This window comes from Streptomyces sp. NPDC046831 (assembly GCF_040645305.1).
Classification (GTDB): Bacteria; Actinomycetota; Actinomycetes; order Streptomycetales; family Streptomycetaceae; genus Streptomyces.
Genome location: NZ_JBEYXZ010000006.1, coordinates 32,699 through 47,515 on the forward strand (window position 1 = coordinate 32,699; position 14,817 = coordinate 47,515).

17 protein-coding genes are annotated in these 14,817 nt (G+C 74.1%); 9 read left to right on the forward strand and 8 right to left on the reverse strand.

Features of this window, described 5'->3' with window-relative positions; translation table 11 throughout:
• Positions 1-64: 64 nt before the first annotated feature.
• The 7 genes from mshD to ABZ920_RS08000 all read right to left on the reverse strand — a co-directional run bounded on the left by mshD (position 65) and on the right by ABZ920_RS08000 (position 7,519).
• Positions 65-985, reverse strand: a complete 921-nt coding sequence (gene mshD, locus ABZ920_RS07970; RefSeq protein ID WP_361499976.1) for a mycothiol synthase — start codon at positions 983-985, stop codon at positions 65-67.
• A gap of 480 nt (positions 986-1,465) precedes the next feature.
• Positions 1,466-2,917: a HAMP domain-containing sensor histidine kinase gene (locus ABZ920_RS07975; protein ID WP_361499978.1), complete on the reverse strand. Its 1,452-nt coding sequence runs from the start codon at positions 2,915-2,917 to the stop codon at positions 1,466-1,468.
• On the reverse strand, positions 2,914-3,648 hold the full coding sequence (locus ABZ920_RS07980) for a response regulator transcription factor (protein ID WP_361499980.1): 735 nt from the start codon (positions 3,646-3,648) through the stop codon (positions 2,914-2,916). The genes ABZ920_RS07975 and ABZ920_RS07980 overlap by 4 nt, the downstream gene beginning before the upstream one ends.
• Before the next feature lie 134 nt (positions 3,649-3,782).
• Positions 3,783-4,001 carry a hypothetical protein gene (locus ABZ920_RS07985; RefSeq protein ID WP_361499982.1) on the reverse strand — a complete coding sequence of 73 codons (219 nt, stop codon included), beginning with the start codon at positions 3,999-4,001 and terminating at the stop codon, positions 3,783-3,785.
• Between the two features lie 38 nt (positions 4,002-4,039).
• The gene (locus ABZ920_RS07990; protein WP_361499983.1) at positions 4,040-5,197 is read right to left on the reverse strand and encodes a trypsin-like peptidase domain-containing protein; all 1,158 of its coding nucleotides are present in this window, start codon (positions 5,195-5,197) and stop codon (positions 4,040-4,042) included.
• Positions 5,198-5,590: 393 nt separating this feature from the next.
• Complete coding sequence (locus tag ABZ920_RS07995) at positions 5,591-6,613, reverse strand: LacI family DNA-binding transcriptional regulator (RefSeq protein ID WP_361499985.1); 1,023 nt, start codon at positions 6,611-6,613, stop codon at positions 5,591-5,593.
• Between the two features lie 87 nt (positions 6,614-6,700).
• Positions 6,701-7,519, reverse strand: a complete 819-nt coding sequence (locus tag ABZ920_RS08000) for a response regulator transcription factor (RefSeq protein ID WP_361499987.1) — start codon at positions 7,517-7,519, stop codon at positions 6,701-6,703.
• Between the two features lie 254 nt (positions 7,520-7,773).
• On the opposite strand from ABZ920_RS08000, the gene ABZ920_RS08005 reads away from it, so the two are divergent.
• The 8 genes from ABZ920_RS08005 (at position 7,774) to ABZ920_RS08040 (ending at position 13,588) form a co-directional block, all read left to right on the forward strand.
• Complete coding sequence (locus tag ABZ920_RS08005) at positions 7,774-8,649, forward strand: alpha/beta fold hydrolase (protein ID WP_361499989.1); 876 nt, start codon at positions 7,774-7,776, stop codon at positions 8,647-8,649.
• A 237-nt stretch (positions 8,650-8,886) separates the two neighbouring features.
• Positions 8,887-9,141, forward strand: a complete 255-nt coding sequence (locus tag ABZ920_RS08010) for a MoaD/ThiS family protein (protein WP_361499991.1) — start codon at positions 8,887-8,889, stop codon at positions 9,139-9,141.
• A 3-nt stretch (positions 9,142-9,144) separates the two neighbouring features.
• On the forward strand, positions 9,145-10,578 hold the full coding sequence (locus tag ABZ920_RS08015) for a hypothetical protein (protein WP_361499993.1): 1,434 nt from the start codon (positions 9,145-9,147) through the stop codon (positions 10,576-10,578).
• Between the two features lie 268 nt (positions 10,579-10,846).
• Positions 10,847-11,584, forward strand: a complete 738-nt coding sequence (locus ABZ920_RS08020; protein ID WP_361499995.1) for a DUF2993 domain-containing protein — start codon at positions 10,847-10,849, stop codon at positions 11,582-11,584.
• Between the two features lie 213 nt (positions 11,585-11,797).
• A complete protein-coding gene (locus ABZ920_RS08025) occupies positions 11,798-11,878 on the forward strand; it encodes an Ms5788A family Cys-rich leader peptide (protein ID WP_350751515.1) in 81 nt (26 codons plus the stop codon).
• Between the two features lie 140 nt (positions 11,879-12,018).
• Positions 12,019-12,864 (forward strand): sulfurtransferase, encoded by an 846-nt coding sequence (locus ABZ920_RS08030; RefSeq protein ID WP_361499997.1) that lies wholly within the window; start codon positions 12,019-12,021, stop codon positions 12,862-12,864.
• Positions 12,865-12,899: 35 nt separating this feature from the next.
• Complete coding sequence (locus ABZ920_RS08035) at positions 12,900-13,187, forward strand: DUF1416 domain-containing protein (protein ID WP_004986406.1); 288 nt, start codon at positions 12,900-12,902, stop codon at positions 13,185-13,187.
• A gap of 143 nt (positions 13,188-13,330) precedes the next feature.
• Complete coding sequence (locus ABZ920_RS08040) at positions 13,331-13,588, forward strand: DUF3099 domain-containing protein (RefSeq protein ID WP_361499998.1); 258 nt, start codon at positions 13,331-13,333, stop codon at positions 13,586-13,588.
• Positions 13,589-13,608: 20 nt separating this feature from the next.
• On the opposite strand, the gene ABZ920_RS08045 is transcribed toward ABZ920_RS08040, so the two are convergent.
• The gene (locus tag ABZ920_RS08045; RefSeq protein ID WP_361500000.1) at positions 13,609-13,971 is read right to left on the reverse strand and encodes a DsrE family protein; all 363 of its coding nucleotides are present in this window, start codon (positions 13,969-13,971) and stop codon (positions 13,609-13,611) included.
• A 54-nt stretch (positions 13,972-14,025) separates the two neighbouring features.
• On the opposite strand from ABZ920_RS08045, the gene ABZ920_RS08050 reads away from it, so the two are divergent.
• Entirely contained in the window at positions 14,026-14,652 is a 627-nt protein-coding gene (locus tag ABZ920_RS08050; protein ID WP_361500002.1) for a hypothetical protein, read from the forward strand.
• Positions 14,653-14,817 lie beyond the last annotated feature (165 nt).

The following is a 14,817-nucleotide window of genomic DNA, read 5'->3' on the forward strand; positions in this document are numbered from 1 at the left end:
GCCCCGCGCGCGGGGGAGCCGGCGCCCGGCGGGCCGGTCACCGCCCCGGTCCGGCCGGGTCCGGTCAGGTCTCCGTGCGGTACATCAGGTCCGCCTCGTACGTCACGAAGCCCATGCGCTCGTAGACGGACACGGCCGCCTTGTTGTCGGCGTCGACGTACAGCATCGCCGTCGACAGGCCCCGGTCCGCCAGGTGGCGCAGGCCGATCACCGTCAGGGCCTTGCCGAGGCCGCCGCCCTGGGAGCCGGGGCGCACGCCGAGGACGTACACCTCGCCCAGCCGCTCCTCGGTGTGGACCTTCGTCCAGTGAAAGCCGACGAGCCGGCCCTCGCGCTCGGCGAGGAAGAAGCCCTCGGGGTCGAACCAGGCCTCCGCCTTGCGGTCGTCGAGGTCCCGCTGGGTGAGTGCGCCCTGTTCGGGGTGGTGCGCGAACGCCTCGGCGTTCACGGCCAGCCACGCCGCGTCGTCCTCGCCCGGGACGAAGGTCCGCACCGTCACGCCCTCCGGCAGCACCGGATCGGGCAGCGCGAAGCCGGTCAGCGGCCGCCGCATCTGGCGCAGTTCGCGGAACAGGGTCAGCCCGAGGACCTGGGCGAGGTGCCGGGCGGCGGAGTGCCCGCCGTGCGCCCACACCCGCAGCCGCTTGCCGGAGACGGCGAGCAGCGCCATGCCGAGCGCACGCCCGTGCCCGTGCCCGCGGTGCGCCGGGTGGACGACCAGCTCGGCGGCCGGCGCCTCCACCGGGTCGGTGTCCTCCAGCTGGGCGTAGCCGACGAGCTCGCCGGCGACGGTCAGCAGCAGGTGGGAGACACCCGCGCGGGCGCCGCCGCGCAGCTGCAGCCGGCCCTGTTCGGACACTGCCTGCTGCCCGTCGTTGCGGGCGGCGTCCGCCAGCAGGGCGAGGACGGCTTCGGCCTGGTCCGCGGAGAGCGCGCCGAGGGTCTCGACGGAGCGGGCGATCGGTGCGGTGTCGTCGCTGGTCATGCCTATGAGGGTAAGGGGCCGCCGTTCCCGGCGGCCCCGCCGTGCGTGCGCGGCCCGCCCGGCCGCCACGGGTCCCGCGTTCGCGGCCCGCCTGTGCTGCGCGGGGGCTGCGTGCGCGGTCCGCCCGGTCGTCACCGATTCCGTGTTTCCGGCCCGCCTGTGCTGGAGGGGGGCCGCGTGCGCGGTCCGCCCGGATGCCACCGGTTCCGTGTTCGCGGCCCGTCCGAGCTGCGCCGAGGTAGCGTCTCCGGCCCCCCGTGCTGCACAGGGGCTGTCGCGGCCCGCCCCGTCGTCACCGGTTCCGTGTTCGCGGCCCGTCCGAGCTGCGCCGAGGTAGCGTCTCCGGCCCCCCGTGCTGCACAGGGGCTGTCGCGGCCCGCCCGGTCGTCACCGGTTCCGCGTTCGCGGCCCCGTCCGAGCTGCGCCGAGGCCGCGTCTCCGGCCCGCCCGCGCTGCGCCGGCCCTGCGGGCGGGTCGTCGTCACGGCGCCTCCGGCGGTGGGGTCGGCGCGCCCGGCAGGCGGATCGTCGCCACCGTGCCGCCGCCCTCGGCGGGGGCCAGCGACACCTCGCCGCCGGCCTGCTGGACCGTGCGCGCGACGATCGACAGGCCGAGACCGGAGCCCGGCAGGGCCCGCGCGCTGGGCGAGCGCCAGAAGCGGTCGAAGACGTGCGGCAGTTCCTCGGCGGGGATGCCGGGGCCGTGGTCGCGCACGGTCAGGACGCCCCGGTCGAGGACGACCTCGACCGTGCCGCTGTCCGGGCTGAACTTCACCGCGTTGTCCAGGATGTTGACGACCGCCCGCTCCAGCGCGGACGGCTCCGCCCGGCTGTACCAGGGGGCCAGGTCCGCCGTGATGGTCAGCTCCGGCCCGCGCAGCCGGGCCCGCCGCAGCGCCGCCGCCACGGTGTCGTGGAACGCGACGACCTGCACGCGTTCGCCGCGCTGCCCCTCCGACCGTGACAGCTCCTGCAAGTCGCCGATGAGCGCGGCCAGTTCCGTCACCTGCGCCTTCACCGACGCCAGCAGCGCCTTGCGGTCCGGCTCGGGGATCGGGCGGCCGGTCTCCTCGCTGCGGGTGAGCAGTTCGATGTTGGTCCGCAGGGAGGTGAGCGGGGTGCGCAGCTCGTGGCCGGCGTCCGCGATGAGCTGCTGCTGCAGGTCCCGCGAGCTGGCCAGCGCCGACGTCATCGAGTTGAAGGAGTGCGACAGGCGGGCGACCTCGTCCTCGCCGGCGTCCTCCACGGGGATGCGGATGGTCAGGTCCTCGGTGCGGGCGACGTGCTCGACCGCCTCGGTGAGCCGGTCGACGGGCCGCAGACCGGCACGGGCCACCGCCAGGCCCGCCGCCCCCGCACCGACGACGCCGATGCCGGAGACGAGCAGGAGCAGCAGCGCGAGGTCCTTGAGGGTGTTCTGGGTCTCCTCCAGGGACACGCCCACCACGAGGGCGACGCCGGCGTAGACCTGGTTGCCCGGGCCCGGCGCGGGGACGGCCATGGCGGCCACCCGGACGTCGTTGCCCTTGGTGTCGGTGGTGTCGTGGAGGAAGCGGAGGCGCGGGTCGGTGTTCTCGGTCGCCTTCCGGTCGGTGGCCGTCGTCCTCAGCTCGCCGACGGAACCGGGGACGGCGCAGGCCCTGCCGCTCTCCGTCACCACCTCGAGGTAGTAGTAGAACTGCGTCCGCCTCTCCGGGGCGGTGCCGCCGGCCGTCCCGTCGCAGTTCGCGACGAGCCCCGGCAGCTCGTCGCTCAGCAGGCGGCTGTTGTAGTTCACCAGCCGGTCGTCGACCTGCTTCAGCAGCTGGTTGTGCACCACGAACCAGCACGTCACCGACACCGCCGCCACCGCGAACGCCACCGCCGCCGCGACGAGCAGCGCCAGCCGGGAGCGGATCGGCAGCGAGCGGAACCGGTGTACCGCCCTGTTCACTCGGCGCCGCCCTGCCGCAGGACGTACCCCACGCCGCGGACGGTGTGCACGAGCCGCGGCTCGCCGGCCGCCTCGGTCTTGCGGCGCAGGTACATCACGTACACGTCGAGGGAGTTCGACGACGGTTCGAAGTCGAAGCCCCAGACCGCCTTGAGGATCTGCTCCCGGGTGAGCACCTGGCGCGGGTGGGCCATGAACATCTCGAGGAGCGTGAACTCCGTGCGGGTCAGCTCCACCGGCCGCGCGCCGCGGGTGACCTCGCGGGTGGCGAGGTCCATGCGCAGGTCGGCGAAGGCGAGGACGTCGGTGTCGTCGGCCGCGCCCGCCACGGCCGCCGCATAGGAGCTGCGCCGCAGCAGCGCGCGGATCCGGGCGAACAGCTCGTCCAGTTCGAACGGCTTGACCAGGTAGTCGTCGGCGCCCGCGTCGAGCCCGGTGACCCGGTCGCCCACCGTGTCGCGGGCGGTCAGCATCAGGATGGGCGTCGTGTCGCCGGTGCCGCGGATGCGGCGGGCCGCGGTCAGGCCGTCCATGCGCGGCATCTGGATGTCGAGGACCAGGAGGTCGGGCTTGCACGCGGTGGCCTTCTCCAGCGCGTCCGCGCCGTCCACGGCGACCTCGGTGTCGTACCCCTCGAAGGCGAGGCTGCGCTGAAGGGCTTCGCGCACCGCGGGCTCGTCGTCGACGATCAGGATGCGCTGGGGGTCACGGTCGCCGTCGGCGGGGCTCATCGCTCGCTGTTCCTCGGGGTGCGGTGGGTACGGGACGGTCTGTAGCGTCGCATGTTTCCGCAGTCGCGGGGCGTTGCTTCGGGGGCGCCCCCCGGGGGCGCCCCCGAGGGGCGGACGGCCGGCCGGCGGGGGACTCAGCAGCCCCGCACGGCGGTCAGGCGCATCAGCGGCACCTTGTGGCGGTGGTGACGGACGGCGGAGGTGCGCAGGCCCATCAGTTCCGGGACCGCCACCTCGGGTATCCGGGTCGCCGGGCGGTGCGGCTCGTCGGGCACGGAAGGGGAGATCGTGACGGCGGCGGTGTCGGTCGCGACGACGGTGGCGGGGGTCTCGTGCATCACCTGCTGGATCATGTCGTTCTCCTTCTCGAAGGGCTCGGTCGTCCGCGGGGTCAGTTCTGGGAGCCGGAGCGCAGTGCGGCCAGATCGGCCTTGACGGTGTTGATCGGGATGGCGAACCCCAGGCCGACGCTGCCGGCGCCGGCGGAGCCGGTGTCGGAGGCCGCCGAGTACATCGCGGAGTTGATGCCGACGATCGCGCCGTTCGCCGCGATCAGCGCCCCGCCGGAGTTGCCCGGGTTGAGGGAGGCGTCCGTCTGGAGCGCCTTGTAGGTGGTGGTGGAGGACCCGGTGTCGCCGTTGAACTCACGGCCGCCGAACTGGAACGGCCACCGGCCGCCGTCCTGGGAGTCCTGGCTGTGGTCCTCGTCGGTCGAGACCGTCACGTCGCGGTCCAGGGCGGAGACGATGCCGCTGGTGACGGTGCCGGTCAGGCCCTCGGGGGAGCCGATCGCCACGACCGGGTCGCCGACCTGCACGGTGTCGGAGTCGCCGAGGGCCGCCGCCTTCAGCCCGGAGGCGCCCTTCAGCTTGATCAGGGCGAGGTCCTTGGAGCTGTCGGTGCCCACTACCTCGGCGGTGTAGGCCTTGCCGTCGCTGGTGCGCGCCTTGACCGACGAGGCGCCGGCGACGACATGGTCGTTGGTGAGGATCTCGCCGCCGCTGGTGATGATCACGCCGGAACCGGTGGACGTGCCGGTGCCGAGGGTGGCGCTGATCTCGACGACGCTCGGGCTGACCGCCTTGGCGATCGCCGCGATGCTGCCCCGCTGGCTGGACGGCACCACGTTGGTGCCGCCGGCGCCGACCGCGGCCGTGTCCGGGCCGGTCAGCTCCTGGAAGGCGTAGGCGGTGCTGCCGCCCACGACCGCGGCGGCGATCGCCACGGCGGCGAGCAGGGCGACCGGGCCGCCGGCGCGCTTCTTCGGCGCGGGCCGGGCGGGGACGGCCGGCAGGACGGCGGTGCCGCCGTGGCCGGCGCCCTCGGTGGACGGGGCCGGCCCGGGCTGGGCGGCAGCCTGGGACTGGGACTGCCGCACGGTGTTCTCCGGACCGAAGGGGACCGTCCGCGGCGGGTCGTAGGCCGGCGGGGGCGGCCACTCCGGGTTCACGGGAGAGGAGGCGTGCTGCTGCCGGGGGTGTGCGGACGGCTGGTGCCCGTCCCCCTGGAAGTGCTCGTACTCGCCGCTGCGGCGGATGCTTTCGGTCATGTCATGAGAGTGACCCGTGATCATGAAAGGCACCTGAGTCCCCGCTGAGAAGCCCGGCAGAACCTGGTATGCCCGATATAAAGACGCCCGGAGCGCCCTCGCTCCGGGCGCCCCGGAGCGCCCTCGCCCGGGCCCCGGAGTGCCTTCGGCCGGGCCCCGGAGTGCCTTCGGCCGGGCCCCGGAGTGCCTTCGGCCGGGCCTCGGAGCGCCCTCGGCCGAACTGCGGAGTGACCCCGGCCGGAAACCGAGGGTCCCCGGGCCGGACCCCGGCCCGGGGGTCGCGCGGCACCGGCCGGCCCGGCCCCGAGCGGCCGCGGGCCGGAACGGCGCGCCCGGCCGCGGACAGCCCGCCGCCGGACGGCTCGGCGAGCGGCTACCGGGCCGGTACCGCCGTCACGCGCAGCCGCAGGACTGGCGCACCACCAGCCGGGACGGGAACAGCTTCAGCCGCTCCCGGCGGGACCCGGCGACCCGCAGCCCGTCGTCCAGCACGAGGTCCACCGCCGCCCGCGCCATCGCCGAGCGGTCCGAGGCGACCGTCGTCAGCGGCGGGTCGGCGAGCGCCGCCTCCTTGATGTCGTCGAAGCCGGCCACCGCCAGCTCGCCCGGCACGTCGATGCGCAGCTCCCGAGCGGCCCGCAGCAGGCCGATCGCCTGGTCGTCGGTGGAGCAGAAGACCGCCGGCGGGCGGTCGGGCCCGGAGAGGATGTCCAGGGCGACCCGGTAGGCGTCGTAGCGGTTGTACGGCGCCTCGAACAGCCGTCCCTCCGTCGGGAGGCCCGCCTCGGCCATGGCGCGCCGCCAGCCCTCGACGTGGTCGGAGACGGGGTCGCCCACGGCCGGGGTGTCCGCGGTGCCGCCCATGCAGGCGACGTAGTCGTAGCCGTGCTCCAGCAGGTGGCGCACGGCGAGCTGCGCGCCGCCCAGGTCGTCGGTGACGACGGCCACGTCGTCGATGGCCTCGGGCCGCTCGTGCAGCAGCACCACCCGGGCGTCCCACGCGTCGATCTCCGCGGCGGCGAGGTCGTTGAGCGCGTGGCTGACGAGGATGAGCCCGGAGACGCGCATCCCGAGGAAGGCCCGCAGGTAGTGGACCTCGCGCTCGGCGACGTAGTCCGAGTTGCCGACCAGGACCATCTTTCCGCGCTCGGCCGCGGCCCACTCCACGGCGTGCGCCATCTCCCCGAAGAAGGGCTGGCGGGCGTCCGGCACGATCAGGCCTATGAGGTCCGTGCGCCGCGAGGCCATCGCCTGGGCGACCCGGTCCGGCCGGTACCCCAGCTCCTTGATCGCGGCGAGGACACGCTCGCGCGTGGCCGGGGCGACCGGCCGGGGTCCGTTGTTGATGACGTAACTGACGACGGCGGTGGAGGTCCCCGCCAGCCGCGCCACATCATCCCGAGTCACCTTGGCCACGCGCGGAGTCTACGCGGATGGACCCCCTGCGGGCAGGGCGTTCCACAGCCCGGTCTCACCCGGGCGTGCGCCCTGCCCGAACTCCCGCTACGCCTCCGTGCGGGTCTTCGCGGCGACCGGAGCGGCCGCGCCGTCCGCGTTGTTTCCCTTGTCCTGCTTTGTCTGGGCCGCCGCGGCCTTCGCGCCCCCCTGGCCGTCGCGTCCGCCGGAGCGGGCGCCGTCCCCGCGGTCCGCCTTCTCGGGGGTCACGAATCGGTAACCCACGTTCCGGACGGTGCCGATCAGCGACTCGTGCTCGGGGCCGAGCTTGGCGCGCAGCCGCCGCACATGGACGTCGACCGTCCGGGTGCCGCCGAAGTAGTCGTAGCCCCACACCTCCTGCAGCAGCTGGGCGCGGGTGAAGACCCGTCCCGGGTGCTGGGCCAGGTACTTCAGGAGCTCGAACTCCTTGAAGGTGAGGTCCAGCACCCGGCCCTTGAGCTTGGCGCTGTAGGTCGCCTCGTCCACCGACAGGTCGCCGTTGCGGATCTCCATCGGGGAGTCGTCGTTGACGAGCTGCTGCCGGCCCAGGGCCAGCCGCAGCCGCGCCTCGACCTCGGCCGGCCCGGCGGTGTCGAGCAGCACGTCGTCGACGCCCCACTCGGCGGTGACGGCCGCGAGGCCGCCCTCCGTCACGACGAGGATCAGCGGGCAGCCCGGGCCCGTGGAGCGCAGCAGCTGGCACAGGCTGCGCACCTGCGGGAGGTCGCGGCGGCCGTCGACCAGCACCACGTCGGCGCTCGGCGCGTCGACGAGAGCGGGGCCCTCGGCCGGGGCCACCCGCACGGTGTGCAGCAGCAGGCCGAGAGCGGGAAGCACCTCCGCCGACGGCTGGAGGGCATTGGTCAGGAGCAGCAGAGAACTCATCGCCCACCTGCTCGGGTCGTCACGGGTTCGTGCACGGTTCGCTCGCCCATAGCGTTCGGTTCCTCCTCGGTCCCTGCGAGGACGTTGCGGCACTGCCTCGTACGGTCGGTGCGAATCCCGCGCCCCTGGGACCCGCCGTGCGGTCGACGGCCCCGTACACCTGCGGTCTCCCGCCCCGTGTACAACGCTCCCGAAAGCACGAAAGGACCCGGGGGCTTCGCTGCCCGAGTCCTCTACGCAGCACAATAGCCGACATGAGCTCGGACACGGCAGGTCATGTGACACGTTCGGCGGTCGTCCCGGAGTCCGGGACGCGCCCGTCCACGCGGGTCAGGGCGTCCCTGCGCACCGCGGACGGAGTCCCGATCGACGCCGCCTACGACCCGGGCGCGACCGCCTCTGGCATCTCCGCACCGCCCGCGGGCGACCTGGTGTTCGTGGTCGCGCACGGTTTCACGGGCGACCTGGACAAGCCGCACGTACGCCGGATCGCGGCGGTCCTCGCGTCCCACGGGGCCGTGGTCACGTTCTCCTTCCGCGGCCACGGCGCCTCGGGCGGGCGGTCCACCGTCGGTGACCGCGAGGTGTTCGACCTGGCCGCGGCCGTGGCGTGGGCCCGCGGGTTCGGGCACGCGCGGGTGGCCACCGTCGGCTTCTCGATGGGCGGCTCGGTGGTGCTGCGGCACGCGGCCCTGTACCGCGAGGGCGACGGCCCGGAGACCGGGGACGACGGCGGTGCGCACACGGACGCCGTGGTCTCGGTGAGCGCCCCGGCCCGCTGGTACTACCGGGGCACGGCCCCCATGCGCCGGCTGCACTGGCTGGTCACGCGCCCGGCGGGCCGCCTGGTGGGCCGCTACGGACTGCGCACGAGGATCCACCACCGCGACTGGGACCCGACCCCCCTCTCCCCGGTGGAGGCGGTCCCGCGGATCGCGCCCACACCGCTGCTGGTCGTGCACGGCGACCGGGACGGCTACTTCCCCCTCGACCACCCCCGGATGCTCGCCGAGGCCGCCGGCCGGCACGGCGAGCTCTGGATCGAGCCCGGCATGGGCCACGCCGAGCACGCGGCCGGCGAGGACCTGCTGCGCCGCATAGGGGACTGGGTCGCGACCCGGGCGGGCTAGCAGGCCCTGTCCGTAAAGTCCCGCCTGCCCCGCTCCCCCAAGCTCTCGGCTTCGCTCGAGCAGGGGGTACCCTCACTCGCCGCACCGGCCCCGGACCCGAGTACGTCCAGTACGAGGGCCTGGGGCCGGCACGCCGAGAGCACGCACCCGACGCCGCAGGGCCGCCCTTCGGCGGCGGCGCGAGTTTGACGACAGGGTCTAGCCTGAGGTGTTCACTGCCGAGCGATGAGGGACGGGATGGCAAAGGTCACGGTGCGCTACTGGGCGGCGGCGAAGGCCGCGGCCGGGGTCGCCGAGGAGCCGTACGAGGCGGCGACGCTCGCCGGCGCGCTCGACGCGGTGCGCGAGCGGCACCCCGGTGAGCTCACCCGCGTCCTGGAGCGCTGCTCGTTCCTGATCGACGGCGACCCCGTGGGAACCCGCGGACATGAGACGGTACGGCTGACCGAGGGCGGCACGGTCGAGGTGCTCCCCCCGTTCGCAGGAGGGTGAGCGATGACCGACCGGCCGTATGACGGGCCCCCGTACGAGGGGTACGACCCGTACGCGCGCCCGTACCCGCAGGACCAGCCGCAGCCGCAGGGCCACGGCGGGCCGCAGCAGCCCGGGTACGTCCAGCCCCAGCCCCCGCGGCAGCCGCCGGCGCACGGGTACGCCCCGCGGCAGCCGCAGGGCCACGCCGGGCAGCCGTACCAGCCCGAGGCCCGGCAGTACCCGCAGGCCGAGCAGTACCCGCAGGCCCAGCAGTACCCCCAGGCCGAGCAGTACCCCCAGGCCCAGCAGTACCCCCAGGCCCAGCAGTACCCCCAGGCACCGGGCGGCCCCCAGCCCGGGGCTCACGCGCAGCAGCCGGAGGCGTGGCCGGGGCAGCACCAGGCGTACGGCGGACCCCGGGGCGGCGGGGAGCACACCCAGCAGTGGCAGGGGGAGACCTGGGAGACGCAGGTCCAGCCGCCGGTCGCCGCGGCGGCGGAGACGGCGTACCTTCCGCCGGTGTCCGCGCAGGGGCACCCGCAGGCGGCCCACGGCGCCCCGGCCGCCGGCGGCCGGGCAGCGGGATCCGCCTCCGCGGCTCCGGCTCCCGGCGCGCAACCGCGGGCCGCGGCGCCGTCCACGGCGGCGGAGCGGGAGACCGGCTACGGACCGGCCACCCTGGCCGGCAACACCCGCGTCACCGACGCACAGCGCGCCCGCGCCGAGGGCCGCTCGCCGATCATCGAGCCCGGGATGCAGCCGGCCGCGCTCACGGCGCTGCTGGGGCTGCTGCTCGCCGGCACGGCGGAGCTCGGGACGTACGCGCTGCTCGTGCCGCTCGTCGTCCTCCAGGCCGTGACGGCGGCGGGCTGGTTCCGGCTGAACGGCATGTGGCCGGCGCGGCAGGGCATCGCGCTCGGCTTCGCCGGGGCGCTCGCCGCGGACGCCGCGGTGCTGACCACGGGCCGCGAACACGCGCCCGCCGCGATCCTCGGCACGCTCGGGGTGTGGGTGCTGCTCTCCCTGGTGCTGCAGCTGCGGTCGCACGCCGACCCGGACGAGCGCATGTACGGCCTGATGGCGACCGTCGCCGCGGCGGCGCTGGCGGTCGTGGCGACCGGCTACCTGGCCGCCGCGGGCGACGCGGTGGCGGTCGGCGCGGCGGCGGTCGCGGTGGCCGCCCTGGCCCGGGCGCTGCCGCTGCCCACGCCGGTCTCGGTGGTCGTCGCGCTGCTCGCGGCGGCGGGCGCGGGCATCGCGGTGGGCGGCATGACGGGGCTGGGCGCGCGGGGCGCGCTGCTCGGCGCCGGCGCCGCGGTGTGCGCGCTGATCGGCCACCGGGCGGCGAGCTACGACTATCCCTCCCGGTTCGTGCACTTCACGGCGGGTGTCGCGCTGCCGCTGGCGGCCGCGGCACCGGCGGTGTGGCTCCTCGGGCGCGCGCTGGGCCACTGAGCGCCCGCGGCGGAGGCGGCCCCGGCGCCCGAGTGACGGGGCCGCCTCCGCACCGGGCCCGCCCCTGCCTTCGGCCCGGCCGGCCACCTGCCGCACCGGATCCCCGGGTGCCGTCCGGACAGGCCGGACCCGGCACGATGCGGGGCGGCTCCCCCGGCTCCCGGGGGAGCGGCCCCTGTCACAGGTGATCGACAGTTTCGCGATCACGCCCGCGCACGGGGTTACCGTGGCCGACGTCCACGAAGCCGCCTAGGTGGGGGAACAGCGCATGCGCGCACTGCGAGTACTTCTGATCGTCGTCGTGATCCTCGGCGGCCTGTTCGTGGCCGCCGACCGGGTGGCGGTGCACTTCGCCGAGGGCGAGGTGGCCGACAGGCTCAGGACCAGCGAGAACCTGACCGCCACGCCCGACGTCTCCATCAAGGGCTTCCCCTTCCTCACCCAGGTGGTGGGCGGCGAGCTGGACGACGTCGAGGTCGGCATGGACGACTACCGGGCGGCCACCGGCGAGGCGGGCCGGACGATCCGCCTCGACGACCTCAGGGCCGACATGAAGGGCGTCGAGTTCTCGGGCGACTACAGCTCGGCCACCGCGGCCACCGCCACCGGCTCGGCGACCATCTCCTACGAGGAGCTGCTGAAGACCGCCAAGTCCGAGCCCACCCAGGTGGCGCCCGGAGTGACCGCCCGGGTGACCGGCCTGTCCGACGGCGGCAACGGCAAGATAAAGGTCGCGGTCGAGGCGACCGTGCTGGGCGCCAAGCTGCCCGAGCCGGTCTACGTGCTCAGCTCGGTCGGGGTCCAGGACGGCAGGCTCGAGGTGAACGCGGACTCCCTGCCCCGGTTCGGCGGCGTCGACCTGGCGGAGAGCCGCGTCCGCAGGATCACCGACTTCCAGCAGGCGATAGACCAGCTGCCCGGCGGCATCGCGCTGGACAAGGTGCGGGCGGTCCGGGACGGCCTGGAGATCACGGTGAAGGGTTCGAACGTCCGGCTCGCCGGGTAGACGGAGCCGCGAGCGGGGCGTCCGCGGGCGCCGACGGGCGTCCGACAGGCGAGACGCCTCCGTCCGAAGGCGCAGAGGCCGGCGGCGAGACCGGGGCCCAGAGGCCGTCCCGGACGGCCGTGACAGCTCAAGCATCCCGGATGGCGGACGATCCTGTCTCAGTATGCGACACTGCGGTGACATGCCCGCCTCTCCCTCCCTACGATCGAGCACATGAAGCGACAGGCGGATCTCACGAAGCGGCGGGCAGTGGACCTGTGCCGCGTGGCCGCCATGCTCTGTCGCCCCTTCTGAGCGGGACCTCGAGCCTCCCGCATCGCCCCGCCGTCATCCGGCCCCGGGCCGCCGTGCGCCGCGTCCGCCGACCGGCACCGCGCACGCGCACCCCACTCGCACTCGCACGCCCCGCCGCACCTGCCCCGGAGGAGAGAAGCATGAGCCGCAGCGACGTCCTGGTCGACGCCGACTGGCTCCAGGAGCACCTGGACGACCCGAGCATCGCCATCGTCGAGGTGGACGAGGACACGTCCGCCTACGAGAAGAACCACATCAAGAACGCGATCCGGATCGACTGGACCAAGGACCTCCAGGACCCGGTCCGCCGTGACTTCGTCGACCAGGAGGGCTTCGAGAAGCTCCTGTCGGAGAAGGGCATCGCCAACGACCACACGGTCGTCCTCTACGGCGGCAACAACAACTGGTTCGCGTCCTACGCCTACTGGTACTTCAAGCTCTACGGCCACGACAACGTCAAGCTCCTCGACGGCGGCCGCAAGAAGTGGGAGCTGGACGCCCGCGAGCTGGTCGACGGCGCCGACGTCCCCGAGCGGGCGCGGACCGAGTACAAGGCCAAGCCGCAGGACGCCTCCATCCGCGCCTTCCGTGACGACGTGGTCGCCGCGATCGGCTCGCAGAACCTGGTCGACGTCCGCTCGCCCGACGAGTTCTCCGGCAAGCTGCTCGCCCCGGCCCACCTGCCGCAGGAGCAGTCGCAGCGTCCGGGCCACGTGCCGACCGCCAGGAACATCCCGTGGTCGAAGAACGCCAACGACGACGGCACCTTCAAGTCGGACGAGGAGCTCAAGGAGCTCTACACCGCCGAGGACGTCGACCTGGCCAAGGACACCATCGCCTACTGCCGCATCGGTGAGCGCTCCGCGCTGACCTGGTTCGTGCTGCACGAGCTGCTGGGCGTGGAGAACGTCAAGAACTACGACGGCTCCTGGACCGAGTACGGCTCCCTGGTGGGCGTGCCGATCGAGCTCGGCGCCGGCAAGTAAGACCGTTTCGACCTTTCAGGACTCTGGAGAGACACATGTGTGGAGCGAAGGCCGGCGGCCCGGACGCCTCGACGATCAAGCCCGGTGAGACGACGATCCAGGGCCAGGTGACCCGCGACGGCGAGCCGGTGACGGGCTACGTCCGACTGCTCGACTCGACCGGTGAGTTCACCGCGGAGGTCCCCACCTCCGCCACGGGGCAGTTCCGTTTCTACGCGGCCGAGGGCACCTGGACCGTTCGCGCCCTCGTTCCCGGTGGCACCGCCGACCGTACGGTCGTCGCCCAGCAGGGCGGCCTCGCGGAGGTCGCGATCGCGGTCTGAGCCGGACCGTTCGACGGTCGGCCGCACGGCTCAAGGGCCGCACCCCTCGGGTTGGACACCTGGGGTGCGGCCCTTCGGCCTGCCCGGGGCCGGCGGGCTCCGCGCCCGGGCCGGAGCGCCCCGGCCGACCTACGCTGGAGGGTATGTACGCACGCAGGCGGCACGTGTACTTCGCCATGATGGGGCTCTGCATCGCGCTCTTCGTCCTGGCCTGGGGCGTCGTGCGGCTGTGGTCGATCCCGGCGGCCGTCGGGATGTGCGTGGTGGCCATGGTCATCCCACCGCTCGCCGCGGTGGTCGCCAACCGGCGCGGCCCGGACGACCGCTGGTGGGACGACCCCTCGGGCGACCCGCAGTCCGACGACTGGTGGGACGAGCTGGACGGCAGGAAACGCCACTAGAGCCCGCCGGCGGGCCCGTCTCAGTACACGAGTGCCTGCGTGTCCTCGGCCATCGCCTCCTGCACGAAGAGCTGCGCACCCGCGATCCGCACGCCCTCGATGACGTCCTTCTCCGTGATCTCCCGGCGGGCCGCGCACTGGGTGCACAGGGTGACGCGCCCGGCCGCGAGGACGGAGTCGATCAGGTCGGGCAGCGGCGCCGCGTGCGGGAGTTCGAACTCGGCGGCCCGCCCGGGCAGGGCGAACCAGGACGACTCCCCGGTCAGCCACAGGGAGACCTCGACGCCGCTGGCCACGGCCACCGCCGCGACCGTGAACGCCTGCGAGCAGCGTTCGGGGGCATCGGCCCCCGCCGTCACCTTGATCACGAGCTTTTTTGCCATGGCCGAATCGTAATCAACTTCCGCGCAACTGCTTGGCATGTCCATGAGTCTCCTGTGGAGCGCGCATACGGAACGCGCGCCAGACCGCCCCTGCCCTCCGGCAGCCCGGGCCCGTTCTCCCCGGAGAACCCGGCCGACGCCCACTACGCGGACCTGCGCGCGCTGGTCCTGCCGGCGCCCGCGGGGGCGACGGAGGACAAGGCGCTGCGGGGCGCCGGCGGCTGGCTGGCCAAGAAGGACTTCCTGTCGCTGTACGCGTCGAAGAAGGACCAGGGCGAGGTGAGCCAGGTGCTGACCGACAGCGGGCTGCGGCACGTGGCCGCCCGCGGCTGGACCACCGGGGACGGCACCCGCACCCGCGTGTACCTGCTGCAGTTCGACACGGGCCTGGTCGCCCACGACGTCTACGGGCAGCTCGCCGGCTACCCCGAGCCCAAGTTCGCCGCGCTCGGCGGCGAGGCGACCGAGTTCGACGACACGTTCCCGACCGAGTCCGAGGTCGGCGGCGGGATCGACCGCAGCGCCTACACCGAGGTGAAGCCGTACGGGGCCGAGCAGGTGCGGCAGGCCTACATCGACGCGGGGGACGTGCTGGCCGTGATCGTGCAGTCCCGCAGGGGCGGTGCCGCAGCCGTGCCGTTCCAGCAGACGGTGACGCTGCAGAGCCAGTTGCTCGGCTGAGCGGTGCGGGCGGACCTCACACGGAGGGCCGGGCCCCGGCCGACTAAGCTGGGGTCCGGCCCTGTGCGCGTACCGCACCCTGCTCAACCGAGGAGCACCCCGTGGAGATCTTCTTCGAAACCCTGCTCGTCCTGGTCTGCGTCGGCGTCCTCGCCTTCGCCGGGC